Origin of the sequence: Stenotrophomonas sp. CFBP8994 (genome assembly GCF_034044835.1) — a bacterium.
Classification (GTDB): domain Bacteria; phylum Pseudomonadota; class Gammaproteobacteria; order Xanthomonadales; family Xanthomonadaceae; genus Stenotrophomonas; species Stenotrophomonas rhizophila_A.
Genome location: NZ_JAXCWT010000005.1, coordinates 22,304 through 47,078, shown reverse-complemented (window position 1 = coordinate 47,078; position 24,775 = coordinate 22,304). Strand labels below are relative to the sequence as shown.

Annotated in this window: 28 protein-coding genes; 10 read left to right on the top strand and 18 right to left on the bottom strand. The window is 64.0% G+C overall.

The window, feature by feature from the left end; genetic code table 11:
• Positions 1-115 precede the first annotated feature (115 nt).
• On the top strand, positions 116-1,309 hold the full coding sequence (locus SOM39_RS14485) for a GAF domain-containing sensor histidine kinase (protein ID WP_320458729.1): 1,194 nt from the start codon (positions 116-118) through the stop codon (positions 1,307-1,309).
• On the opposite strand, the gene SOM39_RS14480 is transcribed toward SOM39_RS14485, so the two are convergent.
• The 5 genes from SOM39_RS14480 to SOM39_RS14460 form a co-directional block, all read right to left on the bottom strand.
• A complete protein-coding gene (locus tag SOM39_RS14480; protein WP_320458906.1) occupies positions 1,310-2,152 on the bottom strand; it encodes an alpha/beta hydrolase in 843 nt (280 codons plus the stop codon).
• A gap of 231 nt (positions 2,153-2,383) precedes the next feature.
• Positions 2,384-5,314: a sensor histidine kinase gene (locus SOM39_RS14475; protein WP_320458728.1), complete on the bottom strand. Its 2,931-nt coding sequence runs from the start codon at positions 5,312-5,314 to the stop codon at positions 2,384-2,386.
• A gap of 39 nt (positions 5,315-5,353) precedes the next feature.
• Complete coding sequence (locus tag SOM39_RS14470) at positions 5,354-5,734, bottom strand: helix-turn-helix domain-containing protein (protein ID WP_237334321.1); 381 nt, start codon at positions 5,732-5,734, stop codon at positions 5,354-5,356.
• Between the two features lie 109 nt (positions 5,735-5,843).
• Positions 5,844-6,230 carry a hypothetical protein gene (locus SOM39_RS14465; RefSeq protein ID WP_093533300.1) on the bottom strand — a complete coding sequence of 129 codons (387 nt, stop codon included), beginning with the start codon at positions 6,228-6,230 and terminating at the stop codon, positions 5,844-5,846.
• Between the two features lie 112 nt (positions 6,231-6,342).
• Entirely contained in the window at positions 6,343-6,768 is a 426-nt protein-coding gene (locus SOM39_RS14460; protein WP_320458727.1) for a hypothetical protein, read from the bottom strand.
• A 98-nt stretch (positions 6,769-6,866) separates the two neighbouring features.
• Between SOM39_RS14460 and SOM39_RS14455 the strand changes: the two genes are divergently transcribed.
• From SOM39_RS14455 to SOM39_RS14440, 4 genes are all read left to right on the top strand, one after another.
• Positions 6,867-7,229, top strand: a complete 363-nt coding sequence (locus tag SOM39_RS14455) for an H-NS family nucleoid-associated regulatory protein (RefSeq protein ID WP_210131863.1) — start codon at positions 6,867-6,869, stop codon at positions 7,227-7,229.
• Between the two features lie 20 nt (positions 7,230-7,249).
• A complete protein-coding gene (locus SOM39_RS14450; RefSeq protein WP_320458726.1) occupies positions 7,250-8,104 on the top strand; it encodes a hypothetical protein in 855 nt (284 codons plus the stop codon).
• Positions 8,105-8,121: 17 nt separating this feature from the next.
• Positions 8,122-9,351, top strand: a complete 1,230-nt coding sequence (locus SOM39_RS14445) for a VCBS repeat-containing protein (RefSeq protein ID WP_320458725.1) — start codon at positions 8,122-8,124, stop codon at positions 9,349-9,351.
• Between the two features lie 90 nt (positions 9,352-9,441).
• The gene (locus tag SOM39_RS14440; protein ID WP_093533296.1) at positions 9,442-9,789 is read left to right on the top strand and encodes an RcnB family protein; all 348 of its coding nucleotides are present in this window, start codon (positions 9,442-9,444) and stop codon (positions 9,787-9,789) included.
• Positions 9,790-9,849: 60 nt separating this feature from the next.
• Here the strand turns inward: SOM39_RS14440 and SOM39_RS14435 are convergent, their stop codons facing one another.
• Genes SOM39_RS14435 through SOM39_RS14425 form a run of 3 tightly spaced genes read right to left on the bottom strand, consistent with a single transcriptional unit; the run spans position 9,850 to position 11,819 of the window.
• Positions 9,850-10,833: an alpha/beta hydrolase family protein gene (locus SOM39_RS14435; protein WP_320458724.1), complete on the bottom strand. Its 984-nt coding sequence runs from the start codon at positions 10,831-10,833 to the stop codon at positions 9,850-9,852.
• Between the two features lie 42 nt (positions 10,834-10,875).
• Positions 10,876-11,586: a hypothetical protein gene (locus tag SOM39_RS14430; RefSeq protein ID WP_320458723.1), complete on the bottom strand. Its 711-nt coding sequence runs from the start codon at positions 11,584-11,586 to the stop codon at positions 10,876-10,878.
• A complete protein-coding gene (locus SOM39_RS14425) occupies positions 11,586-11,819 on the bottom strand; it encodes a cyclase (RefSeq protein WP_095363699.1) in 234 nt (77 codons plus the stop codon). The genes SOM39_RS14430 and SOM39_RS14425 overlap by 1 nt, the downstream gene beginning before the upstream one ends.
• A gap of 218 nt (positions 11,820-12,037) precedes the next feature.
• Between SOM39_RS14425 and SOM39_RS14420 the strand changes: the two genes are divergently transcribed.
• A complete protein-coding gene (locus tag SOM39_RS14420) occupies positions 12,038-12,547 on the top strand; it encodes a DUF3011 domain-containing protein (protein ID WP_320458722.1) in 510 nt (169 codons plus the stop codon).
• Positions 12,548-12,557: 10 nt separating this feature from the next.
• On the opposite strand, the gene SOM39_RS14415 is transcribed toward SOM39_RS14420, so the two are convergent.
• Both SOM39_RS14415 and SOM39_RS14410 read right to left on the bottom strand, forming a co-directional pair.
• On the bottom strand, positions 12,558-12,953 hold the full coding sequence (locus tag SOM39_RS14415) for a hypothetical protein (RefSeq protein WP_320458721.1): 396 nt from the start codon (positions 12,951-12,953) through the stop codon (positions 12,558-12,560).
• A gap of 92 nt (positions 12,954-13,045) precedes the next feature.
• The gene (locus tag SOM39_RS14410; RefSeq protein ID WP_320458720.1) at positions 13,046-13,879 is read right to left on the bottom strand and encodes an oxidoreductase; all 834 of its coding nucleotides are present in this window, start codon (positions 13,877-13,879) and stop codon (positions 13,046-13,048) included.
• 88 nt (positions 13,880-13,967) lie between these two features.
• Here SOM39_RS14410 and SOM39_RS14405 point away from each other — a divergent pair, with 88 nt between their 5' ends.
• Entirely contained in the window at positions 13,968-14,930 is a 963-nt protein-coding gene (locus SOM39_RS14405; protein ID WP_320458719.1) for an AraC family transcriptional regulator, read from the top strand.
• Between the two features lie 9 nt (positions 14,931-14,939).
• Here SOM39_RS14405 and SOM39_RS14400 read toward each other — a convergent pair whose 3' ends face one another.
• Genes SOM39_RS14400 through SOM39_RS14385 form a run of 4 tightly spaced genes read right to left on the bottom strand, consistent with a single transcriptional unit; the run spans position 14,940 to position 17,856 of the window.
• Positions 14,940-16,922: a PEP/pyruvate-binding domain-containing protein gene (locus SOM39_RS14400; protein ID WP_320458718.1), complete on the bottom strand. Its 1,983-nt coding sequence runs from the start codon at positions 16,920-16,922 to the stop codon at positions 14,940-14,942.
• A 40-nt stretch (positions 16,923-16,962) separates the two neighbouring features.
• On the bottom strand, positions 16,963-17,316 hold the full coding sequence (locus SOM39_RS14395; RefSeq protein WP_320458717.1) for a hypothetical protein: 354 nt from the start codon (positions 17,314-17,316) through the stop codon (positions 16,963-16,965).
• Complete coding sequence (locus SOM39_RS14390; RefSeq protein ID WP_095363691.1) at positions 17,309-17,617, bottom strand: hypothetical protein; 309 nt, start codon at positions 17,615-17,617, stop codon at positions 17,309-17,311. The genes SOM39_RS14395 and SOM39_RS14390 overlap by 8 nt, the downstream gene beginning before the upstream one ends.
• A 14-nt stretch (positions 17,618-17,631) precedes the next feature.
• A complete protein-coding gene (locus SOM39_RS14385; RefSeq protein ID WP_320458716.1) occupies positions 17,632-17,856 on the bottom strand; it encodes a SymE family type I addiction module toxin in 225 nt (74 codons plus the stop codon).
• A gap of 777 nt (positions 17,857-18,633) precedes the next feature.
• Here SOM39_RS14385 and SOM39_RS14380 point away from each other — a divergent pair.
• Positions 18,634-18,861 (top strand): hypothetical protein, encoded by a 228-nt coding sequence (locus tag SOM39_RS14380; protein ID WP_320458715.1) that lies wholly within the window; start codon positions 18,634-18,636, stop codon positions 18,859-18,861.
• A 95-nt stretch (positions 18,862-18,956) separates the two neighbouring features.
• On the opposite strand, the gene SOM39_RS14375 is transcribed toward SOM39_RS14380, so the two are convergent.
• The 3 genes from SOM39_RS14375 to SOM39_RS14365 form a co-directional block, all read right to left on the bottom strand.
• Positions 18,957-19,274: a HigA family addiction module antitoxin gene (locus SOM39_RS14375; protein ID WP_320458714.1), complete on the bottom strand. Its 318-nt coding sequence runs from the start codon at positions 19,272-19,274 to the stop codon at positions 18,957-18,959.
• A gap of 86 nt (positions 19,275-19,360) precedes the next feature.
• A complete protein-coding gene (locus SOM39_RS14370) occupies positions 19,361-19,639 on the bottom strand; it encodes a type II toxin-antitoxin system RelE/ParE family toxin (RefSeq protein ID WP_320458905.1) in 279 nt (92 codons plus the stop codon).
• A gap of 559 nt (positions 19,640-20,198) precedes the next feature.
• The gene (locus SOM39_RS14365; RefSeq protein WP_320458713.1) at positions 20,199-21,173 is read right to left on the bottom strand and encodes a hypothetical protein; all 975 of its coding nucleotides are present in this window, start codon (positions 21,171-21,173) and stop codon (positions 20,199-20,201) included.
• Positions 21,174-21,847: 674 nt separating this feature from the next.
• Between SOM39_RS14365 and SOM39_RS14360 the strand changes: the two genes are divergently transcribed.
• Both SOM39_RS14360 and SOM39_RS14355 read left to right on the top strand, forming a co-directional pair.
• On the top strand, positions 21,848-22,255 hold the full coding sequence (locus SOM39_RS14360) for a hypothetical protein (RefSeq protein WP_320458712.1): 408 nt from the start codon (positions 21,848-21,850) through the stop codon (positions 22,253-22,255).
• Between the two features lie 12 nt (positions 22,256-22,267).
• Positions 22,268-22,837: a hypothetical protein gene (locus tag SOM39_RS14355; RefSeq protein ID WP_320458711.1), complete on the top strand. Its 570-nt coding sequence runs from the start codon at positions 22,268-22,270 to the stop codon at positions 22,835-22,837.
• A 50-nt stretch (positions 22,838-22,887) separates the two neighbouring features.
• Here SOM39_RS14355 and SOM39_RS14350 read toward each other — a convergent pair whose 3' ends face one another.
• A complete protein-coding gene (locus SOM39_RS14350) occupies positions 22,888-24,744 on the bottom strand; it encodes a P-loop NTPase fold protein (RefSeq protein WP_320458710.1) in 1,857 nt (618 codons plus the stop codon).
• Between the last annotated feature and the right edge of the window lie 31 nt (positions 24,745-24,775).

Below are 24,775 nucleotides of genomic sequence, written 5' to 3'. Positions count from 1 at the left end.
ACGGCGACTGAACCGTTAAGCATCTCCCCTGATCGCGCGGTGTGCGGCTTTGGATGGATCCCAACAAGGCACGATTCGTGTGACCATTACTGGCCTGAAGACCTGCTTGAACCCCATGCGCCAACTGTCCGATCCCGCCCTGCTCCGCGATATCGCCGAGATCGGCCGCATTGCGGCCGTGCCGCGCATCCTCGAGACGGTGGCCCACATCACCGGCTGCCGGTTCACGGCCATTGCCCGGGTGACCGATACCACCTGGACGGCGTGCGCCACCCACGACACCCTGGGCTTCGGCCTGGTGGCGGGCGGCCAGCTGGTGCTGGAGACCACCATCTGCGATGAGATCCGGCAGTCGCCCAAGCCGGTGGTGTTCGCCCATGCGAGCCTGCACCCGGTCTACTCCACCCACCATACCCCGCGCATCTATGGGCTGGAGAGCTACGCCTCGGTACCGATCCACCGTCCGGATGGCAGCTTCTTCGGCACCCTGTGTGCGATCGATTCGGCGCCTGCCACGTTCGATGAGCTGCATATCCAGCGCTCGATGGAACTGCTGGCCGAGCTGGTCGGCAATTACCTCGATACCGAAGAACGCCTTGAACAGGCGGCAGTGGCGCTGTCCGATGCGCAGCAGGTGGCTGAGCTGCGCGACCAGTTCATCGCAGTACTGGGCCACGATCTTCGCAATCCGCTGCAGTCGATCAGCATCGTGACCGAAGCACTCGAAGCTGCGCCGCATACGGATTACCAGCAGCGCATGTTCGACCACATCACCTCCAGCGTGAATCGCATGGAGGGGTTGGTGAGCGATGTGCTCGACTTCGCGCGTGGTCGCCTGGGCGGCGGCATTCCCGTGGCATTGCGCAGCGCCGACGGCTTGGCGGCCGATCTGCAGCACGTGGTGGACGAGGTGGCGAACGCTACCGGGCGTTCGGATATCGCGGTGCGGATGGAGATCAATGGAGCGGTGGTGTGCGATTCCAACCGCCTGGGGCAATTGCTGGCCAACCTGCTGACCAATGCCGTGCAGCATGGCGATGCCGCTGCGCCGATCGCGCTGGAGGTACAGGCCGCTTCAAGCGGACTGGTATTGACCGTGCGCAACGGCGGGCATATTCCCGCCGAGCGACTGGCGACCATTTTCAGGCCGTTCTCGCGCGAGCAGGCGGAGCTGCCGCGGCCTGGCCTGGGGCTGGGGCTCTACATCGCCGCGGAGATTGCGCGGTCCCATGGGGGCACCCTGGTGGTGGCCTCGGATGAGGCCACCGGTACAGCGTTTACGTTCCGGATGCCGGGTGGCAGCGCCTGATCAGGATTTGATGAAGGCCAGCAGGTCCGGATTGATCACGTCGGCGTGCGTGGTCAGCATGCCGTGCGGGTAGCCCTTGTAGACCTTCAGGGTGCCGTTCTTCACCAGCTTCACCGACAGCAGCGCTGCGTCCGCGATCGGCACCACCTGGTCGTCATCGCCGTGCATGACCAGCGTCGGCACGGTGATCGCCTTCAGGTCGTCGGTCTGGTCGGTTTCGGAGAAGGCCTTGATGCCTTCGTAGTGGGCCTTGGCGCTGCCCATCATGCCCTGGCGCCACCAGTTCTGGATCACGCCCTGCGAGATGGTCGCGCCGGGGCGGTTGAAGCCATAGAACGGGCCGGTCGGGAAGTCCACGAACAGCTGCGCACGGTTGGCCGCAACACCGGCACGGATGCCGTCGAACACTTCGATCGGCAGGCCACCGGGGTTGGCCGCCGTCTTCAGCATCAGCGGCGGCACGGCGCTGACCAGCACCGCCTTGGCAACGCGCCCCTGTGGCTGGCCATGCCTGGCCACGTAGCGCGCCACTTCGCCACCCCCGGTGGAATGGCCGATATGCACGGCATTGCGCAGGTCCAGGTGCTCGAATACGGCGGAGGCATCGGCTGCGTAGTGGTCCATGTCATGCCCGTCGCTGACCTGTGCCGAGCGGCCGTGGCCACGGCGGTCATGGGCGATCACGCGGTAGCCCTTCTGCAGGAAATACAGCATCTGGGTGTCCCAGTCGTCCGACGACAGCGGCCAACCGTGGTGGAAGACGATGGGCTGCGCATCGCGCGGGCCCCAGTCCTTGTAGAAGATGCGGACGCCGTCTTTGGTGGTGACGAAATTCTCGGACATGAAAGTGTTCTCCGGAGCGGGGGAAGGGGTGCGCGCCATCGCAAAACCCGGCAGCGCCATGACGGCCAGCGCCGAGGCACCGGCCTGGAGCGCCTGGCGGCGGGTGAGCATCAGCGTTTCCAACACGTTGGGGGGCATCGGTGAATCCTGCGCAGGGGCGGCACCTCACATGGAGCCAGATACCGGCAGGTTCACGCTTGTACGCCGTTGCTCTTCATGCCGATGCCGGGACTACCGGCGCCGGGGCTCCCACGCGAAGGACGCCGGTATCTGCAGATCGATCTCCGTTCCGCGCCCGGAGCGTCCGCTCAGGATCGTCAAGGTGCCACCGGCGCGCGCAGCGCGCTCGCGCATGCCTTCCAGGCCCCAGTGCCCTGTCATGGCCTCTGCCCCCTGGGGTAACCCGATCCCGTCGTCGCTGATGCGCAGGTGGAAACCCTGACGCCCATAGCTGACCAGGATCTGCACCTGCGCGGCGCGCGAATGACGGAATGCATTGAGCAGGGCTTCGCGGCCGATCATGTACGCCTCTTCGGCCGCGCAGGTCTGCATGGCGCGCGGCGTGCCTTCCACCACCAGGCGAACGGCCGGGGTCTCAAGGCCATGCGCCTCCTCCGCCACGCCCATCAGCGCAGCGCCAAGATCGCGCGCACGTTCCACATCGCCACGCAGGCCGCGCACGCGCTCACGGCCATCGGCCGCCACCTGCTCGGCCATGGTCATCGCCGCTTCCAGCTCGGCGCGGACTGGATCGGTGGGCGGCAGCTTGCGGCTGGACGCATGCAACCGAAGGATCAGCCCCTGCGTGCTCTGCAGCAGGGTGTCGTGCAGCTCGCGCGCGATCCGCTCGCGCTCGCGGTGACGCTCATCCAGGCGTGTACGGATGCGTGCCGCCAGCTGCCGCAGCCGGCCCAGGTACAGCAGCCACAGCAGGGCCGCACCCGCGATCACGCACAGCACGCGGAACCAGGCGGTTTCCCAGTAATGCGGTGCAACGTTGACCACCAGGCGGGCGCCCTGCTCGTTCCAGACCCCATCGTTGTTGCTGGCCGCTACCCGGAACACGTACTGCCCCGAGGCAGGCGCGTTGTAGAACGCCGAGCGCGCGGTCGAGGCCTCGAACCATTGCGGATCGAAGCCCTCCAGCTGATAACGGAAGCGGACCCGCTCGGGAATTGAAAGACTCAGTGCGGTGAAGCGGATGCGCAGGTTCTTCGTTCCTGCCGGCAGCTCGACGGCGCCTGCATTGATCGGCACGTCGGCCCCATCCACCGCCACCGACAGGATCTCCACTGGCGGTGCCACGGGGTTGCGCACGATCTGCGCCGGATCCATCGACACCAGGCCACTGGTCGTGGAAAACCACAGCCGCCCATCCTGGGTCCGCGCAGCGGTGGGCAGTGGCCGGAACTGGGCGGCGATGCCGGGCAACGCATCCAGCGCATCGAAGCGCTCGTAACGCGGGGTGCCCTGCGCGTTGAACAGCCCGGCAATGTCGCCGGCGCGCACATGCACCACGCCACGTGCACCGTTGAACCACAGGCCGCCTGCAGCATCGGCCACGATGCCGCTGATGCCACGCAGGTCTTCGCGCACCGCCGGCAGCACATTGTGCAACCGACCTTCGGCCACCCGCGCCAAACCGCGCTCGCCGCCCATCCACATGCCCTGCGCGTCCTCGAACAACGCCGTGACGTTGCCCACGTCCAGCGGTTCGCCCGTCCATGGCGTGGAGAAAACTCCGTGGTCGAGCACTGCCACCGCGTTACGGGCAAAGCCCAGCCACAGCCGCCCGCTGGCATCGGTCTGCATCACCAGCGGCGAACCACCCGTGGGCAATCCAGGCCTGTCCTGGAAGTGTGCCCACTGCCCGTCTTTGAACCGGTACACACCCGGCGTGTTCAAGGACACCCACAGCGCGCCGTCCGGGGTGGTCGCGATGGCCTGCACACCCGAGCGCGCCGCCACCGGCAGCCCGGATACCTTCGAGAACCGCTCGCCGTCACGGCGCCACACCCCGTCTGGCCCGGCCAACCACGTGGTGCCGGCAGCATCGCGGTGCATGGCGGTGATTCCCGCCGGCAGCGCCAGCGTCTGGCGTGCGGCCATGTCCACGCGCTGCAACGGGTGGTTGCGGGTGCCCACCAGCAGCGCGTTGCCGTCCGCGGACATGGCGAACTCCTGCGCACCTTCCGGCATCGGCACCTGCACCAGGTTGGCATGGCGGAAGCGATCCAGCCCGCGACTGCCGCCCACCCACACATTGCCCTCGCGATCCTCCAGCAACGGCTGCGCGTAATCGGAGCTGAGCCCGTCCACCCGGCGGAAGCGTTCCACCTCCGCCTGGTTGCGTTGCGGTGAGCGGCGAACCAGCCCGGTCCCCAGCGTAGTCGCCCACAGCACGCCGTCGCGGTCGAACAGCAGCCCTGCCGATTCCACCGCATCGCCCTGGCCGGACAGCGGGCGCACACCGCCGTCCGCTTCGGCCACCCAGATGGCTCCGTCCGGCGCCTGGGCGATCTGGCTTACCCGGCCCACGCGCGCCGGCACCCCTTCGAATGCGCTTGCCCCGCGCCGCAACACCACCATGCCGGCCTCGGTGGCGATCCACAGCGTGCCCTCGCGATCGGTGAACAACGTCCGCGCCTGTCGTCCCGGGTAGCCCATCGCCTGCGTGGGCCGCACCCAGCGCTGGCCCTGCAGGAAGAGCGGGCCGGTAAAGGTGGCGGCCCATAAGCGGCCCTCGCCGTCTTCGGCGAAACGGAACACGGTGCTGGTCGGCAGCCCCGCCGCTGAACCGTAGTGGCGCACGCCCGTGCGCTCGACCCGGCTCACCCCGCCATAGCGGAAGCCCACCCACAACCCGCCATCATGGGCGGCGTACAGGGTCGACACACTGGTCGCGGGAAACCCGTCATCGCCGGGCGGCACGAAGCGCGTGAAACGCACGCCATCGAAGCGGTACAGGCCTATCTCCGTACCCAGCCAGAGATAGCCATCCGCCGTCTGCGCCAGCGCGGTCACCTGCCCCGGTGCGCCCTGGTTGACCGTCCACGCGGTGTGGTGGAACTGCCCCACCGCCCGCGCCGGGTCCAACGCCGCAGCATGGCCGCCCAGCAGCAGCAGGCACGCGCAGGCGATGGCCCGGAATGTGATCGTCATGGTCAGCCCCTGCGCGTCGGGGCCATCATACAAAAACAACTACCGGCAAGGCGCACCGTCGCACGGCTGGCACCCCGACGGGACGGCAGCGCGCACGTAGGCCGTGGGCGTGCAGCCCAGGCTGCGGCGGAACCAGCGCACGAAGTGGCTCTGGTCGTAGAAACCCAGCGCACTGGCAACCTGGCAGACGCGCTGCCCCTCGGTGCGCAGCAGGTGCCGGGCGCGCTCGATGCGCCGCATGCGCAGGTATTCCATCGGGCTCAGCCCAGTCTGCTCGCGGAACGTACGGGCAAAGTGGAAACGGCTCATGCACGCCGCCCCGGCAATGGCGCTGAGCTGCAGGGGTTCGGACAGGTTGGCCTCGATGTAGTCGACCGCCCGCCCCACCGCGCGCGAAGGTGCGCCCGGCACGGGTTCCACGGCAGATGCCGGATGGTTGGCATGCATTGGCTCGGACCTCGCGAAATCCACCCGTGCATGCTGTGCCTCCAGCGCGCCCCGCCCAAGCCCCGATTGGCTGGGCGCACGACTACTCTTTCGGGTGAGTGCCCGTGTGGTCGTCGCTGCCGCGCCGCGACGCCGGCCGCTCCAGCACCCGGCGACCGAACAGCACCGCATCCACCGAATACGCGCCCGGACCCAGCAACAGCAGCGCCAGCAGCAGTCCGGCCAACGGCCAGCCGTCCAGCGCGGCATCCACCCCGGCCAGGACCAGCGCGACTCCTATCCCTAGCGGAAGCAGTCCGCCGAACGCGATCAGGGCGGCGGCGAGCCACGCCCACGCGATCAGGTCGGGAGGTGGCAGCGCCCCGCGCAGGCCCCACGGGCCTACCAGCATCAACGACAGCACCAGGCGAAACAACAGCAGGCCCACGCCGGGCGTGCGGTCGGGAAAGGTTGCGTACAACAGCTGCACCGGGGCGCCTCCAGCGTCGATCTGGCTGCCCCCATTGGGGACCCATCGGCGCCGGCGCGCATGCCTCGAAAGAGTAATACGCCCCTCCCCCGCGGGTGGCCCCGGATCACGCTCAGCGCGCGTAGGTCCGCCAGTAGAGAACGCGGTCGCCGTCCTTGTTGGTGGCAATGAATACCGCCTTGTCGTATTCGGTATCGCATTGCAGGAACCGGTAAGAGCGTGCGAGCACGCGATCGCCGGGCCACCACAAGCGGTTGAAGGCGGCGGGCGCCGTCTGCGCATGGGCCACCGGTCGGCAATCCGGCGGGAGATTCAACCCGGTGCCCGGCGGCATGAAGAACGAAAGCTGGCTCGTATTCGAATCGAGGTCGTGCACCTCACGTAGATTCGTCGCATCGCGGGGAACCCATGCGGGAACCCATCCCTTCCCGATCATCCCGGCCTTATCCGCCTCTTCCAGGGTGTCGTACGCACTATCGATCACCAGGCTGCAGCCCGCCACCATCAAACAGAGCATCAGCAGCGTGACAAGTCTCACGATATTCCTTCCTTGAATGGATGGCGGGGCGCCGAAGCGGGTTGATCACACCGGCATTTGTTATCTTGCCCGCCGACAACCCTCCTTTCTGGAATCATATGCCCCGCAAGCCATCCGCATCCCTCTCCCCGCAGGCCCTGCTGCGGGCAGCTACCAAGGAGGCGTATGAGCGCGTCACCCTGCTGCTGACCACCAGCTTCGACGATTTCAGCCCGGAACAGCAGCGCCGGCTGCGCGCCCTGCTGGGCAGCGAGGGCGCGGCCAGCCCGGCCAAGCGGGCCAAACCCGCCAAGGCAGAACGCAAGGAACTGCCGCCGCGTTACTGGCTGCCGCATACCCAGGAAACCTGGTCCGGTCGCGGGCGCGTGCCGAACACCTTCCTCGCCTGGGAGGGCACCGTGGCCCATACCGAGTGGAAGAAGCACCACCCCGATGAGCGCTTCCCGGCCTATCCGGGCTGAACGCGAAGATGAGCGGTGACATGAAGATGCGCAGGGCCGTGGGAACGCACGGCACCCTGCATCGCATCGAGGGCCTGCAGAAGCGCCACGATACGCAGCAGTCCCTGCCCACCCTGCTTTGCGACAGCGAAGGGTGCGGCGCCCCGGTCAGGTTCGTGGCTGGGGACCCTTCCCATATCGCCCTGGCCAAGGGCGCCGAGCACCAGCCGGGCTGCCGGTACATCGCCCCCGGCCGCTTGCAGGCCATTGTGGCCGCCGGTTCGGATCCTGAGTTCCTGCCTGCGCTGGACGATGGCCGGCACGAGCTGCGCCTGCTGTTGCTGCAGCAGGCGCTGAAACGTGGCGGGATCGAGCAGCAGACCCTATATGGCTACCTAGGCACCCTCGCCGACCTGCTGGTGCTGCGCGCGATGTGTGAGAGCGATGACCTCGTGGCCTCGCAGATCACCCTGCGCCTGGGCAAGAAACGCGTGGACTGGGAAAATTTCTTCTACGACCAGGAACGCTACGACCAGGCCTGGGAGCGTATTGGCACCGGGACTACCGACCTGCCGATGGCGCTGGTCGGCACGGTCAGGTCGCACCGCTCGCCGCAGCCGGATTCGCTGTTCCTCAACTGCGCGCCGAAGTACCAGCACACCGGCGTGGCCGATCGCCGTGATTTCTACGAAGTCAGCGTCGGGCATGCCGACGCCGCTTGGCTGAAATCCTTCCCGGTGGGCGCGGAGATCGTGATGTTCGGGCTGTGGCGCCAGGGCCGAAGCAGCACGTCGTCCCGGCCACACCCCACCGACCCGCGCCGGACCATCACCAACGTCACCCACAAGCTTGCACTATGGCCAGGCTTCAAGCGGCAACTGGCCCTGGTTGAATGAACTGGAGAACGAACAGCATGCGCCGACCCACCCCGTCATTCCTGCTGTTCACGGCCTTGTCCTGCGCCTCGATCACCGCCTGTGCGGCGCCACCGCCGCCGGCCACCACGCTGTTCACCGACGTCACCGCTACCCACGTTCCTGCGGATGCCGAGCTGCACGCCTTGGATGCGGCGCTGCTGGATGCCGACGGTGACGGCGACCTGGATGTCGCGGTGGCGGTGGAGAACGGCGCCAACCGGCTGTACCTCAATGATGGCACCGGCAAGCTCAGCCGTACGCCCGGTGCGTTCGGTTCCATCGCGGGTGACAATGAGCATGTGCGCGTGGCCGACTTCAATGGCGACGGCCACCTGGATGTGGTGTTCGTGGCCGAAGATACCGAGCAGCACAACCTGTTCCTGGGCGACGGCAAGGGTGGCTTTACCCGGGCGAGCGAGCGCCTGCCCGCCACCAGCCAGGCCAACGCGGTGGCGGTCGGCGATGTGAACGGCGACGGCCTGCCCGACATCGTGGTGGGCAACACCACCGAGGGAAAGGAGGGCGTGGCGCGGCCCTTCCTGTGGCTCAATGACCGTGCACGTCCCGGGTGGTTCATCGATGCCAGCACCTCCCACCTGCCGGCCATCGACGTGCAGGCGCAGGGCATCGTGCTGGCCGATCTGGATGGCGATGGCGACCTGGACATGGCCATTGCCAGCCAGGAACCGATCAACCGGCTGCTGTTGAACGATGGCGGCGGACGCTTCACCGATGCCACCGAGCGGCTGGGCGAGCAGATACCTACGGAGACCCGCGAAGTACATGCCCTGGATGCCAACGGCGATGGCCGGCTGGACCTGGTGTTCTTCAACCTCACCAGCAACAACCGGGACTGGGACAAGGACCCGCAGACGCGGTTGCTGATCAACCAGGGCAACGCACGGTTCAAGGATGAGACCCGTACCCGCCTGCCCACCCACCGCTTCTCAAGCTGGGGCGGTAGCGTGGTGGACTTCAACGAGGATGGTCATCCTGATCTGGTGGTCAGCGCCATCGACGTGCCCGGCTTCGTGCCCCTCCAGGTGCGCGCTTGGCAGAACGATGGGAAGGGCAACTTCAGCGACGTCACCGCTTCGGTGATTCCAGCCGCCACCGTGGGCCGCAGCTGGAGCATGGCCCGTGGCGACCTGGATGGCGATGGCAAGCAGGACCTGTTCATCGGTGGCTGGCAGTCGCAGGCGCGGCTGCTGCTCAGCCGCCCATAAGCCCCCGACATTCCCACGGCTTTCTTCACAGAACCTGCTCTATATTCCGGACCACGCCGCCGCTCGCTGCGGCTGGAATGGGAGCTTGATATGAAAGCCGCACGTCTGATTGGCATTGCCGCACTTACCGTTGCCGCCTTGGCCGCAGCGCCTGCCTGGGCCGATCCGCCCCACCATGCACGCGGCAACGGCCCGCCCCCGCATGCCGGCGGCCCGGACAAGCGCCACGCACCGCCGCCGGGATGGCAGAAGAAGGCCTGGCACCGCGGCGACCGGCTCAGCTGGTCGGAGGTGGACCGTCGTTACTGGGTTGACGACTACTCGCGTTACGATCTGCGCGAACCGGGCCGCGGCCATCGCTGGGTGCGGCAGTCCGACACCGAGTACCTGCTCGTTGAGATCGCCACCGGCGTGATTATCGACGCCCTGCGCCGCTGACGCGGCGCCCTCTAGAGAAGGCCTGCGGCCGGTGCCCTTCCGGCCGCGTGGCAAGGACCGTTAGCGTTCCGAGTCACCTTCCTGCGCCGGCAACCACTCAAGCACCTCTTGGTGCAGTGCCTCGCTCGCCTGCGGGGTCGCCGCTCCCCACAGGCTGTGCCGCATGCCCGGAATTTCCCGGTAACGGAACACCACGCCCGAGCCCTGCATGAGTTCGGCCAGCTTCCGTGCGGACGCCACCGGCACCGACCCGTCGCGTTCGCCGTGCACGACCAATAGCGGCGCCTTGAGGTCCCGCAACACATTGGCCTCCACCGCATCCAGGCGGCTGGCCCATGTCGCGTAGGTGTTGGATTCCCCCATCCAGTCGCGCGTGGGCACCGGCGCGGCGCGGATCTCGTCCATTTCCTTGCGCAGCGATTCGCGGCAAGCAGCAGTATCCGCAGGCGCGGAGCACACCATGGCCTCCATGGAATCCGCCATCCGCATTCCGCCGCCAACGCCCACCAGCGCCAAGGCTTTGGTCTGCGGGTAGTACGCCGCCAGCTGCGCTCCAATGCGCGCCCCATCGGAGAAGCCCCACACCAGCAGCTCCCCGTTCCACCAGCTCGCATGCCGGTTCAGGTGCTGCAACGCGCGCAGATGGTCAATCACGCGTTGGTCGATGGAGTAGCGCTGCCGAAACTCCGCGCTGCATTGGAAATCTGGTCCGATCTCGATATTTCCCTCGGCGTTGAGCGCCGGGATGGTTGGGCCCGGCTTCTCGATCACGGCCAGCGCGAAGGGATGGGCACCGTCACTCTTCTCCAGCAGCCAGGCAACGCTTTCGTTGTAGGTGGAGGGGATGCACAGCGAGCCGTCGATATAGACCAGCAGCGGCACCTTGCCCGTCGTAGAGGGGCGCTGCACGTGCACGACCAATAGGCTGCCGTCCACGCGCGGCACCGTCAGGAGATCTTGAAACACTGCATTCGCGGCTGCAGCCGGCAGGCCAACAAATAGCGAAAGAAGCAATGCACCCATTCGACCCAGGAAGGCCGGCATTCCAGTATTCGGTTTCACGCTGCGGCTCACTCCGTGGGTCGATCAATGCGGAATATCAATCAGATCTCTCGGCGGGGACCTACCCAACAGAATCTTGATCTCAATGCCGGCCACTGCTTCAAGTTCAGCTTTCGCGGTCAGGTAGCGCTGCTCGTCTGTCCCACTCACCATGACTTCGATCAAGCCAAGTTCCGGACGACCACTCAGGCCGGTCACATCCGGAAAAAACTCCAGAGCCCTGGCGCTTGCCCTGCTCATGATGTCGCTGAATTCCTGCGCCGTGTAGGGGTAGCCTTGCTCGAACTCAACCCTCACATCGGTCCCGCGTACTCTGATGAGCTGGACAGGCTCCGTTGCAGGCCCCTTCAAACCTATCACCAGGTGCTGGTAAGGCATTGACTCGATCGAAATGAAGGCCATCCTCTCTCGATATCGCTGCCGTAGGTCCTGGACATGTGGCATAAGCTCTGACTCGATCAGCAGCCGCTCCCGGGCAACTTCAAGGGAAACGCCGTTGGCCTCCATGTAAGCGCTTGCCTCAACGTCGGGCACATCGTTACCCAGCACCGGAGCACTGCGCGGCATCCCACCCGGCGCTCTGGAGGGTTCAGCGCTGCTTCGTGCATTGGCCGCTGGGGCCGGATTGCCCTCTTCAACCCGATGGTCCTGCTTTCCACCACAGGCCGAACCCAGCGCAATCGCCGCGAGAACGAATGCCCGCCGCACGTTCGGTCCGATGCCGTGCCACGCCATCATTCCCCTCCGTCAAGCGCATCCAGTGGGCGCTTGTGCGGCTCTTCGATGATCCGCTTGTTGAGAATGCGCACCGTGCCGACCATCAGCAGCCGCATGTCGCGAACGATGTAATCAGCAAGCGCGTCATCACTGATGTCGTCGCCTTCGATATCCAGCCGGAACTCCTGGCCCTGGATACCACCACCGTTGCTGAACTCGATTTCGAAATCAAAGCAGACACGCTTTTCCATTCAAGCCTTCCGATCCATGCGGCCGAGGTCTGCCGGATTCTCGCACGACACCCCGGCCAGGGCGACCGTCGAATTGCCCACCGCTACGTACTTCTACTGGTCCCGCCCGCACTCGCGCGCAGGTCACTTCGACTTCACCACTGCGCAACGATCCCGGCGGTAGGTTTCCTGCGCCTACACCGCCTCTGGCAGGGCGCAAAACACTTCAGGAATCAACCATGCGTACATGCATCGTTCTGGGTCTGTCGCTGTTGGTCGCCGCCCCTGCATGGGCCGCCGACGTCACCTGTGAATCCAAGGGCCGTGGTCGAACCGAGTGCCCCATGGACACCCAGGGGGATGTGCAGGTCAAGCGGCAGTTGAGCAAATCGCCCTGCACCGAAGGGGTGACCTGGGGCTTGAGCAAGCATGCCGTGTGGGTCGAACAGGGCTGCCGTGCCGTCTTCTCGAATGCATCGGATAACGCGGCTGCTGCTCCCGCCGCCAGTGGGGGGCTGCCGTTGTTCAACGCCACCTGCCCCGGCGGCCTGGATGTCCATGGCGACCAGGGTGGCCCGGTGTACGTCAACGGCAAGGAGGCCACGCTGAACAAGTCCAACGACAACTACTACGAAGCCAAGGACGCCGCCACGGATACGGTCATCTCGCTGAGCAAAAACCCGGACGGATCGCTGTCGGTGTCCTACACCGGCCGCAAGGGCGCCAACGGCATCTGCCAGCTTCGGTGACCCGCGAACCTCACGCTTTGCGGGCGGACAGCAGGATGACCACGAACACCGGCAGTGGCGAGAGCATCATGATGATGCCCAGCCCGATGTTGGCGCCGCCGCCGGTGTTCATCCATCCATCGGCGTAGTACCAGCCCCACAGCGCAAGCGAAACCAGCAGCCCGGCGATGAAGCCTCGGCGCACGCGAGGTGGACGGCGGATACCTACCCACAGCGAGAACAGAGCGAACGGTGCCAGGGCCAGTGCCGTGCGCACCCAGCGTGGCTGCAGCTCTGGCCCCATGCCAAACGTGCGTGAGCGCAGTGAATCGAGCACCCACTCAACGCCCCACACAATGGTGAGCGCGTAGACCACGGAAACCAGCAGCAGCGCTGCGCCGGAAATCCTTCTGGTATCAGACGGCATGGATGTCTCTCTGGATACATGCGGCAACATGCGATTCCAATGAAAGCACAGGCCGAAGTCTGCTCGCCACCCGCGATGCAACTGCCCCTCGTTCAGCCATCGGTGGAGCGGGTAACGCTCTCCCAGCGCACGAGGTCATCCAAGGCAGTCATGTGCTTCTCGCGAACCAAGGCCAGGGCATCGCTGCCAAGCAGCAGGTGCGCGGGGGGCGCTTCGCTGTCCATCAGGGCCAACATGGCCTGCGCGGCCTTCCGTGGGTCGCCGAGCTGCTTTCCACTGACCTCCTGCCGACGCTGGCGGATCGGGTCGAACACCGCGTCATAGTCGTTCAGGGTTCGCGGTGAGCGCACCATCGAGCGTCCTGCCCAGTCGGTCCGGAACGAGCCCGGCGCCACCGCCGTCACATGGATTCCCAGGTCACGGACTTCCTTGCCCACCGCTTCGCTGATGCCCTCCAGCGCGAACTTGCTTCCACAGTAATAGGCAATGCCCGGCATGGTGATGATGCCACCCATCGAGGTGATGTTGAGGATCCGCCCCGCGCGGCGGGCACGCATTCCGGGCAGGACGGCCCGCATCATCGCCACGGTGCCAAACACGTTGACGTCGAACTGCCGGCGCATCTCCGCCAGCGGAGACTCCTCCATTACGCCCTCATGACCATAGCCAGCGTTGTTGACCAGCACATCGATCGGCCCCAGCTCCGCCTCCACCGCGCCGACGACCGTGCCGATGGCCGCCTCATCGGTGACATCCAGCAGCCGTGCATGAGCGCGCCCGGGCGCCAGCGCCTCGAACGCCGCGATGCCGTCGGCCTGGCGCAGCGTGCCAACCACCTCATGGCCAGCGGCCAGGGCCTCGCGGGCGAGCGCAAGGCCGAAGCCGCTGCTCACACCGGTAATCAGAATTCGCTTGGGGTGCGTCATGGGGTGCTCCATCAGGGGATGGGGTGCACAATAGTTCCACCACCCGGTCCCGCTAAGGCGCAATTCGCTCAACTTATTGCCTACTCCTATGACTCCCACCACCGCCACCGCCCGCTCCAGACCGGCCAGCCCCCTGCCGCTGGCACCGCTCGTGCGCGCGCTGGCACCGGTGGAGGGCTACAACCTGACCGCCCTGCCCAGCGTGCGGGTGCTCCGCTCCGAGCGCCCACTTTCGCGAACCCCGGTGCTGTACGACCCGGGCATCGTGATCGTCTGCCAAGGCTGCAAGCGCGGCTACTTCGGCCAACGCACGTACGTGTACGACGCCAACCAGTACCTGGCCGTGTCCGTGCCGGTGCCGTTCACCATGGAAACGGATGCGTCGGCGGAATCCCCGCTGCTGGCGCTGTACCTGCACCTGGATTTTCCGCTTGCGGCCGAGTTGATGCTGGAGATTGACCGCCACGGCATCAGCTCAGACGTGGCACAACCGCAGAGCATGATGTCCAGCCCATTGGATGACGTCATGCAGCTCACCCTGGAGCGCCTGCTCCGCGCGCTTGCCGATCCTGTGGAATCGATCCTGTTCGGCCCCCAGCTGCTCCGTGAGCTGTACTACCGCGTCCTCACCGGCCCGCAGGGTGCGGTCCTGCGCGCGGCACTCTCCCAGCAGGGAAGGTTCGGAAAGATTGCCAAGGCGCTTGAACGCATCCACTCGAACTACGCCCAAGCGCTGGATGTCGCACGGTTGGCCCAGAGCGCCGGAATGAGCACGCCCTCGTTCCACAGCCACTTCAAGGCGGTGACCTGCACCTCGCCCATGCAGTACCTGAAATCAACGCGCCTGCATCAGGCACGCCTGCTCATGGTGCGCGAGGGCATGACGGCTGCTGCGGCCTGCCATGCGGTAGGGTTTGAAAGCACCTCGCAGTTCAGCCGCGAGTTCAAGCGGCTGTTCGGGCTGACACCTGCAAAGGAAGCACAGCGCATGCGCGAGAGCTTCGCCATTCCGCAGGCATGGCCCGGCGCAAGCTATGTTTCATCCCACTGAGCAGATGCGCTATCGCGCAGCGCCATCCACATACGGCCGCGACTGCAGCATCACGATCTCATCGCCCACCACTGCCCACTCGATATCCTGGTCCACCCCGCCCAATGCCTGCTTGGTGGCCTTGCCCACCTTGGCCAGGCGCGCGATCAGCGCATCGGTAAGCACCTGGCGTGAGCCGGTGATGGGCACTTCGCGCACGCCGCCACCGGCCTTGGCCACCAGCTGGGTATCCTCGGCCGACCGGCTCAGCACCTGCACCGCCTTGGACCAGTCCGAATACATCACCTGTTCGGCCTGGCGCTTGCCCTCCACCACGCGGATGCCCAGCCCGCGCTTGGCCGAAATGTAGGTCGTGTGCTGGTGGGCGCGATCAAACGGATCGCGGGTGATCATCACCCCGGAACTGTCCGAGGGCGCCGCCAGCTGCACCAGCACCGCCATGGCCACCGCATCCTGCTGCAGGCCGGCGGCGGTGCGCGCTTCGTAGGCCTCGAAGTTGTAGACCGAGGCCCACACCGTCTGTACGGCCTTGGCCACAGCATCGGCGCGGGTCACGTTGGGCACCGTGGTGTACAGCCCTGCCCCACTGAAGCCCGGCAGATCCTCCGAGTTGGACGAGCTGCGTACGAACACCCCGCCGGCCTTCAACTGGCCCTGCCACTGTGCATCCAGAGCACGAATGAAGGCTGGGTCGGGCGCGGCATTGGCGATCTCCGCACGGAGCGCGGCCAGCGCCTCGCGGCGGACGTTCGGGTCGGTGTTGAATCCGGGGCGGCGCTGCAGTGCCTGCAGGTGCTGGTGAATGTCCAGCCGCTGCATGGTCGCCTGGTAATGCGCGAAGGGAATGCAGAAGCCATCGGGCACGCGCGCCAGCGGTGGCAGCGCCGCCTTCAGCGTGCCCAGGTTGGCTGCCTTCACCCCGCAGTGGCTGCTGTCGCGTGCACGCAGCGCGGCCAAGGGCTTAAGCGCGACTACCGCCAGATCCGGACGCGGCAGGTTGCGCACCGTGGCGCGTGCAGGCGCTGCTGACGGTGTGCGTGCCGGGCGTACCAGCGGCGTGACCCGGTAGTCATTGTTGCTGACCTCCAGCGCCACCCAGCGTCCGTCGTACTGGCCCAGCGCATTCTGGGCGTCACGCACGTACACGTTGGGAATGCCCCACCCCTTCGCCAGCAGGTTCACATGCGACAACAGCGTGGACGGCCGCTGCGTAACCAGCCCGGCCACCGGGGCCAGCGCGATCGGCACCTCGTCCAGCACCGGAATATCGCGCGGCGACAGCGTGCGCAGCTGCGCCTCGGTACGTACGATGCGCAGCCGCCCTTCGGCCTTGCCCGAGTTCAGCGGCAGGAAACGCTGCTCACGCAACAAGGCCTCCTGGCTGACAAACGGCAGCTTCATGCCGCTGGCCAGCTGCTCATGCTGGGTGGAGTTGGTCTTGAAGCGAATGGGATCACGGAACGATGACCGCACGACCTGATCAGTCTGCCGCAGCAATGCAGCGGTGAGCTTGTCGCCCTCCCAGAACTCGTACGTGTACCCCGGCAGGTCCTTCTGCCAGCTTATGGTGCCGAACAGGAAGCGCCGCTGCGGATCGCGGTACTGCGCATTGAGCGTGGCCTTGTCCAGCGAGCGGACCAGCCCCTGGCGGCGCACGAAGTTCTCGTGCAGCTCAAAGCGCGGCGTATTGATGTAGTACACGCGCGCCGCATTCTGCCGGTCAACCAGGAAGATCAGGTGCGGCATCTCCAGCGCAGTGCCCGCGTTGTAGACACGGGAAAGCTGCATGAACTGCTCGCGGCCATCGATCCGCGACAGGTAGTCCGGCCCCACCGCTGGCTGCGCAGCAGCGTCATCACCCGGGCGGTACTCGTAGGGGGAAGGCTTGCGAGCTGTCTGCGCCAGCACAGGCTCGACAGCACCCAGCACCAAGGCGAGCAGGACGAAGCACCCCATGCACAGCCTGCCGCGCACCGTACCCCTGAGCTTCATGCCGTGATCCTTCACCGTTGGAATCCGGATTCTACGGCTTTCAGCCCTCCGCCTCAGCAACCACCCGCCGCACCACAGAATGGCACCCTCGTTCCGTCATGGCCCGTGCCCGAGCGGCTATCTCCCTGCCATCCGGCACCGCCTTGGCCAGCTCTTCTTCCGACCAGTACCTGCGCCCTTCCCAAGCACCCAGGCGGTCGAACTCTTCTGACATCTCAGCGAACACGGCGAAGTCCCTGTCCCATTCGTCAACGCCTGCCGCGCGCCGCAGCAACGTGAGCCGGTGGCAGCCTTCCACCACATCCACCAACCTGACCAGCATGCCGGCGCAGATGCGCAGTGCCTCCCTTCGCGCCGGCGATACGTACCGTTTCTGACGCTCGTGCTCAGCCATGGGTGTTTCCTCCCGACACGCCACCAAAGACGCTGTCTTTCCATTGGCACTGCCGCTGGAACAGCGCTTCGACATCCCGCTCGTCGCGCTGCATGTGCAGCGGCCGCGTCAGCCTCGCCACCGCCTCGGCAGCAACCGGCACGGCGTTGCCAGGCCGCCTTGCCACGGAATCGGCAGGCGCGCCCTGCACCGCCACGTACGCCTGCATCAGTTGCCGCAGCACCGTGGCTGCAGGCAGGAAATTGCGCGCCGCTGCAGCCTGGAAGTTGGCGCGCAAGGTGTCTTCCATCTTCGCCCGCATGAGTACGCGCCTGCTCATGACAACCTCCCTGCGTGGGCCAGCTCCCGCTGCACTTGGCAGGGAACCTTCGGAGCCACCGGCGGCGGCGTTTCGATCACCGTGAGGATGATGGAGCCCTCCTTCACCTCAACGGCCACCCTGGCACCGATCTCGAAGCCGACATCCCGCAACCAGCGGCCAGTCAGCTTGAGACAAGGAACGCGTTCGTAGCGCCCGATCCCGCCAGGCAGTTCGTACAAATGCCCACACATCCTGTAAGCGCTTGGCGGGCGGGAAAAGGCTTTGCGCTTGGGGCGCAGTTCGTCTTCGTAGGGCGTAACAGCCCGCGATCTAAACATGTTGGACCTCCGGCACGTGTGGCTCTCGTCGGAGTGACAAGAGCGTCGGGAGGCTAGAAACCGTGAAGCTACAGGAACCGGCGGGCGTATTTCCACGAGGGTGTTGTATTAGCCACCCTCCCGACAACGGGACGTCCAACATTCTGTACCTTCAAGAGTTTCTAGGCTCTGTACAACACCATGCAGGATGATGCGGATGCTGGGAAATCGTTTGTATCACTTGATCTGCCGATCTTGGTAGACGGAACCTAAGTGATGACGCAAGCGACCTCGACTATGCATTGATCCGTTGATGAAGCTCACACTTCATCACTTGAGCGGCTCGCCAAACACGCATGAAAACATCGAGCACCCCGCCTGGAGCATGTCGGAATCTACCGTTTCGCACTTGGAACCATGGCAAGCTCCGCTGGAATCATGGCTGCGACGTTGCATCTGAGTTTTTTGGAGACTCACAGCGCTGCAGATGGCCCCAGCCGCCACCTGTCGTGCTTGTGCAAGATCCGACATCCGATTCCGAAGGAATTCGCTCGTCGGGGAGCTGTTGATTTGATCTGCAAGTGCGCTGTGGCGGCAGGCGGGCGACCTGACTGGTTGACCGCGAGACCGCTGAACTGTTTGCCTGCGGTCCACTGCTGGAAACGAGAGCTACAATGGGGACGTCACGGAGACCAGCTCATGAAAAGCCTGAGCGCAGAAGCCACATTCAGCGCTGCCGCCAAGGAAGCGTTCGCGGACAGGAGGACCGCGCGCATCTTGGCTACCAATGTCCTTGCCACTCGCTCCGCATCCGGTGCCGATACCTTTGTTGTCAGCGGTCGCTCGTACACGACAACAAAGGGCGCTAAAACAGCTGGCAGCGCCCTTTCCCGGGTCAAAGCACCCGGCGCCCTGCGCCGCCCGTAAGCGCCACTCCTTTCCGGCAAAGCCCCCCTTGCCTGTCGCTGGAACTCAAACTTTCAATGATGGGGAAGCGGTAGCTTCCGCGGATGACCTAGCGGTCAAGCGGCACGAGGGCGGATATGTTCGATCGTTTCAGCTAGCTCGCGGCTGGCGATTTCCAGATCGTAGTTCGTCTGCAGATTCAGCCACACCTGCGCGCTTGTGCCAAAGTAGCGTCCAAGCCGCAAGGCCGTGTCGGCGGTGATACCACGGCGACCGGCGATGATGTCCGAGATGCGTGCCGGGGTTACGTCAATTGCCGCAGCCAAAGCACGCGCAGACATGCCAAGGGGAGAAAGAAATTCCTCCGCCAGAATTTCACCCGGGTGGACCGGCGGAAGCACGTTGGTAGTGTTCTTCGCGTTTGCGCTTTTCATATCTATGGGTACCGCTGGGGGTTTTTACCCCAAGCGCCTCCTTTCAAGGTCCGGATTGATCGGCCGAGGGGTACGGACGTCGACCTTCAGTGGTAATCGACAACTTCCACATCGTAAGCATCATTACCTTGCCATCTGAAACAGATTCGGTACTGATCATTTATCCGGATGCTGTACTGCCCGAGCCGATCACCCTTCAATGCTTCCAGCATGTTTCCGGGCGGAGACCCTAAATCCCTCAGCTCAGCAGCCGCCTTCAGGTACTGAAGCTTCCGTTGAATCTGCCTTTCAATGTTGACCCAAGCCCTTACCCGCTTCCCGTGGGCAATTTTTTCCGTGTCCTTGTCTGCGAACGATCTGATCATCGGCATCTCCTTTGCCTGTGCAAATGTATCGTATACCGATACGCGATACAACGCAACCTGTCCGGTGGTCGCGTCGATACGCGGCTTCGCTCCGCCTCTTGGTCGGCCTTCTAACCGATGCAGTGCAAGCAAGCTACATGTCCCGCAAAGGATCTTGGCCAGACGTCTGGTCGAGGTGCCGCCCTACTCCGAGCAGCCAGAAGCACTGGTGCGCCCAGTGCGTCATGGCAATCCGCGCGCCGCCCGACGTCCCCTCCACCTTGGTTCCATGCCCTATCAGACGCTTGAGGCGCTGGAGGCTGGAAGGTAGAGAACCTCGCTTGTTCCACCAGGCCAAAACGCTGTGGTGCTAGTTGGGTGACGTGCTTTCTTGGATCGCGGAGGGAAGAGAGCCTCAAACAGCATGGAGGCGCCCCTACTAACGAGCGCTCCACGCCGCGTTGTTAGGTCGACGCAAGATGCCAGCCAACTACCGGCCGGTAGTTGGCCACGTACCCGCCCAGCGGCACGTACCGGAACCAAGGCACGCTTAACGCTTAAGCTAGGTCCTCGCCGCCACCTAACCAGATCCTTCAGCTGGTTCGGAACAGGTGCCAGCATCCGCCGAAGCCGCCTCATCGCCAGGATGGTTATCCCACTGGCATGCCCCACAGCTAGAGAAATACTGCCCGTCTGGCGGGATATCGATATCAAAATGCGTTCGCATGTTCTGTGAAGAACACACCGGACACCGCTCGATCTGACCCGATTCAGCGCTTCGGGTCACCTGAATGAAGTTGCCAACGACAGTCCCGCAGGACTCAAACGCGATGGAAGCAGGAAGCGAAGAGGCATTGCGATGGTGAGTGAGCCAGCTGACCAACTGCCAAGCCTCCTTCGCACCGGCTTTCAGGTGCTGCCGCAACTCGCGATTGCTACCGCCCGGGCACAGCAGTTGGGACAAGAGCTCGGACCAGGCAATGAAGTTGGCCGCCTGAGGAGCAGTGGTGCCCTCAGGCACTGTCACCCGACGCCGCACTGCATTCGTCAGTGAAATGAGCGCTTCGCGCAGCTGCATGCCCACAGCTTGGTAATCCTCCGCCTCCACAGCGTGACCGAGCCGAGCTTGCGCCTGATCCATTCTACGAACGACCTCGTCAAAGGGCGACGGGTCATCAGCGTCCACGCGGCCGGATCGATCACTCATCCGCGCCATCAGCCCGATGTGGAACGAAAGGGTGTAATCAAGACTCGGAAAGTGCTTCTGTGAGTAGAGGTTGGTGAGATTGGTGACAACCCACCACCGATCAGTTTCGGACGTGACGTCCCATATCTCGTACAGCTGACCCAGCACGACTTCTTGCTTTACACGCTCAACATGATGCACAGCCTCGCGTGCCTGGCCCTCAACGTAGTTCCTAATGTCCTGCTCAGCGTGAGGATCGCCATACACGCTATAGCGGCTCAACTCCCCTGCCGGTACGGGATGTGTATGCACCGTGCAATCGGCGTCGTCCTGCTCTACCTGTGGCTTGTCGTCAGAATCTTGTTCCATTAGACCTCCTCCTTAGCCCTCCCACGAGCACATCTTCCGTCGCGCCCGAACAGGCCGCCCCGAGACGGCGCTAAGAAATACTACAGCGGAATTCCAAACAGCAATATGAGCTCATCCGCCCGTCACCAAACGGCGCCGCTCTCCCCCGCGGCCATTGCGTTGCTGAGCAGGGCAGGACTCGAGTGATAGGGACGCGCACCTGAATGGGCGGGGTCCCTGGAGGTTATGCACAGCCACCGGGGGGGGGAATTCGGACCCCGGTCCGCGACAGTTTTTCGGCCCATAGGGATGCTCCACCACAGGTCCCCCGAAACTCGCGATTTCCCCGGCGGAAAGTGCGGGTTTAGAGCTGTGCGACCTGTGCATTTCAGCCAGGCAGCTGGATCCCACGGGATCCCGGCCAGGAAGTCCACGTTCCTGCGCACTGACGCTCGGTCAATCCTGCCCGGCCAGGTTCAAATGGATCCGTCCACTCGGACTGATGCCATGCCCCGAATTGAGCTTGACCTTCCCCAGGTTGTCAGCGATGCGCTTTGCGATGCCGCGGCAGCAGCTGGCGTGCCGCCAGCAGAGCTCCTCTCGGAGGCACTGCGATGCCTACCCGCGTTCCAGCGGGCGCTCGCGGCCAGGCCCGAGCGGCTTTCCGCCTTTACCGATTCGCCCAGGAGCCGACAGTGATCGACAATTCCGCCGACGTACCCCAGACGCTTATCAAGCTCGAACAGTTGCGAATCCGCAGCGAACTTCACTTCGCCGCCCGCCGAGCGCTGAGTGACAGACGACGCCAACTCCGCGATCAGCGAAAGGAGATCGAACAGCAGATCCATACGGAGGCGGAGAGCTTCAGTGGACGGCAAGTAACCCTCGGACAAGACCGATCAGCACCTGGCAAAGGCTTGGACGTCCACCGGGAGAAACGACTCGCAGAGCTGTGCCGGCACCTTGCAGCGATCGACGCGGTAGATGCCGTGGTGTCGGACGCCCAGGAGGAGACCGAGCGGACAACCGGCGACGTTGCCGCGTTCAAGGCGGCAGAAGCACACCTGCAGCAAACTCTGGCCGATTGGGGCCTGAGCAGCTAACCCGAGATGACGATGAAAGATGCCCACCCTACTTTGACTCGCATTCGTGCGCAGATCTACGCGCTGGCAGAGCAGATCGGCATCCTACGGCAGGGCGCTCTACCGAAGGTCGGCGCCCTCGCCGCTGTAGACCGTCATATCCAATCGATGGCGGCATCCGTGCGCGTGAAGCCATCTGCGTTCGCGCAAGGCGGCGGTGAGCCTGTGTCGATGTATCCAGAGGACAGCCACCGCTACGCCTGCAAGTTCTTCCCCGAAGTCATCCGGGCTCACCTCTACGCAGAGGTCAAGGCGCTCTATGAAAGAGGTCTGACAGTCGCCGATGACGCTACGAGGGAGAAGCTCGAAGCGCAGCAGTTGCAGCTCGAACACGAAGAAGAGGCATACATCCGGCAAGCCGCTGCTGAGGGGAAGAGCATTCCTCGCCGCGGCGAAGCGAATCCAGCAGTGCTGCTGGCCGACTGGCCAGAAGGAAGGGACCAGCAGGCGGTGTCCCGAAGAGCACCTGGAGTCCGGGCCAGCGTACTTCGGATCCGCGACCTCGCGCTGGTAACCGGCGATCAGGTCCAAGCGCCGTATTGACTTTGCCCAAGTCCATACGGCGCTTCAAGCCTGTTGAGCACGCTGGCAACTCAGCCCAGTGTCCGCCTGTAGCACGCGACGACGCGTCCCCTACAGCGCTCCAAGTTGCCTCTGAGGATGGCGGTACAAATTTGCCGCTGGGGTGACGGAAGTGAACGAACAGCGCCTCTAAGTTCGCGACGGAAGGAAACTAACCACGGCCACTCGTCTTTCAGCCACCCGTCTAAATCGGAGTCATAGCGCGAGAAGATAGCGGCGACCAGATCTCGAACTATTGCCCCATCATTGACTACCTTGGAGACGAGCCACTCGGGATCCAAATGCTGAAGCCATGGAACAGGCTTGGGCACTAGGTTACCAAGGCGAAACGCATATATGGACGAGTAGTCGCCAGCTCCGATCTGCTTCATGTATTCCGGAAGCATGACCTTCGCATTCGCGATTGCTGCATGCGCAGCCGCCGCAACCACCATACCCATTGCAACCTTGAAATCCTCTGCGTCTCGTTCGTGAAATCCTAGGTTTCCGTACCCTTCACTTGCGCCATAGCGCGCTTCTGCACCTATGAGCTTTGAGCCCACATCTTCACGCGATATGTACTCAGAAAGCCACTCTAGGGTAGCCTTTCCTTCCATTAAGTAGACGCCCCACCGCTCAAGAAGTAGAGAGACCCCGACAACATGAAGTAGTTCGCCAAACTTAAGTATTTGCGCATCTGAGATCTGACCTTCTAACTCAACTTTGGCATTCTCGTATTCCGCACGAGACATGCCAAATAGTTCCCACATTCTTCGCCACGCCGGCGCCGCGGCCTGACCGACAACGGCGGGATCAATTGCGATAGCCTCGTTAATCGCAGCCACTTGCAACGCTCCGGACGACCAAAGCGGCGCTAGCAACCTGGGGGGCACTACAGACTCAAAGGCTCCAATCGCTCTAACGCGCGCCTCCAGTCCGTCGAGGTAGACATCCCTGGCGTTCCATTCTTCTCTCGCCTTGATGTGCCTACGAGAGGTTCCTTTCAAGCCAGCAATCTCTTCGGCGGCCAAACGTCCCGCACGAAACTCTGAACCTATGGCAATCGAAAATAGAATTACGGATTCAAGACCATGCGCACTTTCGGCAAGACGCTGATCCACGCGATCCACCAGCCTGTGCGCATCACCCATAAGCATTCTGAAGCTTCGATAGTTGATGCTGCCATTGGCCTCCAACACTTCCGCCACACGACTTGGATTGCGCGTGAGATATCCCTTCACCGCACCGTGCGGCAAAGCGTGCGCTACCGCCTCGATAACACTTTCCGGCTCAGCTCTAACGTTGAGCGTCTTTCCTACCACTTTTTCTTTCCACTTGCTGTACGTATCGCAGGCAATTTCCGATTCGTTTGCAATAACGATCACCCGGAGACCATCGGTCTCGACGTATCCATTGATCAGCGATAGCGCCCTGTCAACGCCAAACGTAGCCCGCTCCAAGTCGTCAAAGACCACGATGCGCTTCTTCGGATGAGCAGCCCATTCGCGAACAGCCGATATGTCCGATTGCTCAAGTGCAGAGGCGCCTGTTTGAGCGGAGATTAGTGTGTTGCCCAACCTAAATGCGGCAGTCCCTAGAACTTTGCCGTATGTCGAATTCAGAGCTGGATAGAGCTGAGAAAGGAACTGGTCAGATATGGCAGCCTCATCTTTTGCCCCGAAGAAACTCGCTGTCAGAGGCGCCGGCTGAGAAGATTTCTTCCATGCTGGGCGCTGAAAAAACCGCTTGATGAACTCTGTTTTTCCGCTTCCCCAGCCGCCGGCTATCAACACTGCGGAGCCTTGATCGATCTTGGCGGCCAAATATGCGTTCAAGTAGTCCTCTACCTCTTTGTGCGGTACGAGATCTGACGCGACTTCATTGTGCATGGCCGGCTTCCTGAGTTGGGTATGCTTCCAT